Raw genomic sequence first — 1,136 nt, forward strand, 5'->3', positions numbered from 1 at the left:
CGCCCGCGCGGCGCAGCCGCCGTACCGCCCTGCTCGCCGTCGCCGCGCTCACGGCCGGGCTGCTGCTCAGCGCGCAGCAGCCCGCCGCGGCCGGTGTGAACCTCATCAAGAACCCGGGCTTCGAGACGGCGGGCGCGGGCGGCGCCGGAGCGATGCCGTACTGCTGGGAGCAGTCCGGCTGGGGCGACAACGACTTCAGCTTCGCGACCGTCGCCGACGCCCACTCCGGCACCAAGGCGCTCAAGGTCGAGCTGACACGCCGTGTCGACGGCGACCGCAAGGCGCTGATCACGGAGTCCGTGGAGTGTGCGCCCGATGTGGTGCCGGACCGGCAGTACGACCTGTCCCTCTGGTACAAGTCGACCACACCGGACGCGGCGATCACACTCTTCCGGCATGACACCACGGCCGGCTGGCAGTACTGGACCGACCTCAAGACACTTGATCTGAGCGCCGGTTACCAGCGCGCCGAGGTCCGCACTCCGGCCGTACCGCCCGGCACCGACCGGATCACCTGGGGTGTGTCGGTGTACGGCACGGGCAGTGTGACCACCGACGACTACGCCATGGAAGAGGTGGCGCTGCCGCCCGTCGAGCCCGAGTGCACCGGGACCGCCCAGGAGTGTGCGGACGGCAGGTGGGAGGTCCTGCCGACGGAGAATCCTGTGCGCTCGATGCACTCGGTGGTCCTCAACAACGGCAAGGTGCTGCTGATCGCCGGTTCCGGCAACAACACGGACATGTTCGAGGCCGGTACGTTCACCTCCGCCGTGTACGACCCGGAGGACGGCTCGTACCGTATGGTCCCCACGCCCGACGACATGTTCTGCGCCGGCCATGTCCAGCTCTCCGACGGCCGGGTGCTGGTGATGAGCGGCAACAAGGGCTATCCGTCGGCCGACGGCACGATCGGCTACCAGGGCTACAAGGACTCGTACATCTTCGATCCGGTCACCGAGACCTACAGCAGGACCAACGACATGAACGACGGCCACTGGTATCCGTCGGCCACGATCATGGGCAACGGCGATGTGCTGTCCTTCGGCGGGCTGCGCGAGGACTCCAGCGGGTCCGTGACCGCCGAGCGCTGGTCGGCCGCCGAGGACAAGTGGCTGCCGCTGTGGCAGGGGGACCAG

The 1,136-nt window shown here is 68.8% G+C and carries 1 pseudogene; it reads left to right on the forward strand.

From position 1 onward, the window contains the following. Positions 1-29 precede the first annotated feature (29 nt). Positions 30-1,136 (forward strand): annotated as a pseudogene (locus tag GA0115259_RS08585) (galactose oxidase); the annotation flags it as partial.

The organism is Streptomyces sp. MnatMP-M17, from assembly GCF_900091995.1.
Lineage (GTDB): Bacteria > Actinomycetota > Actinomycetes > Streptomycetales > Streptomycetaceae > Streptomyces.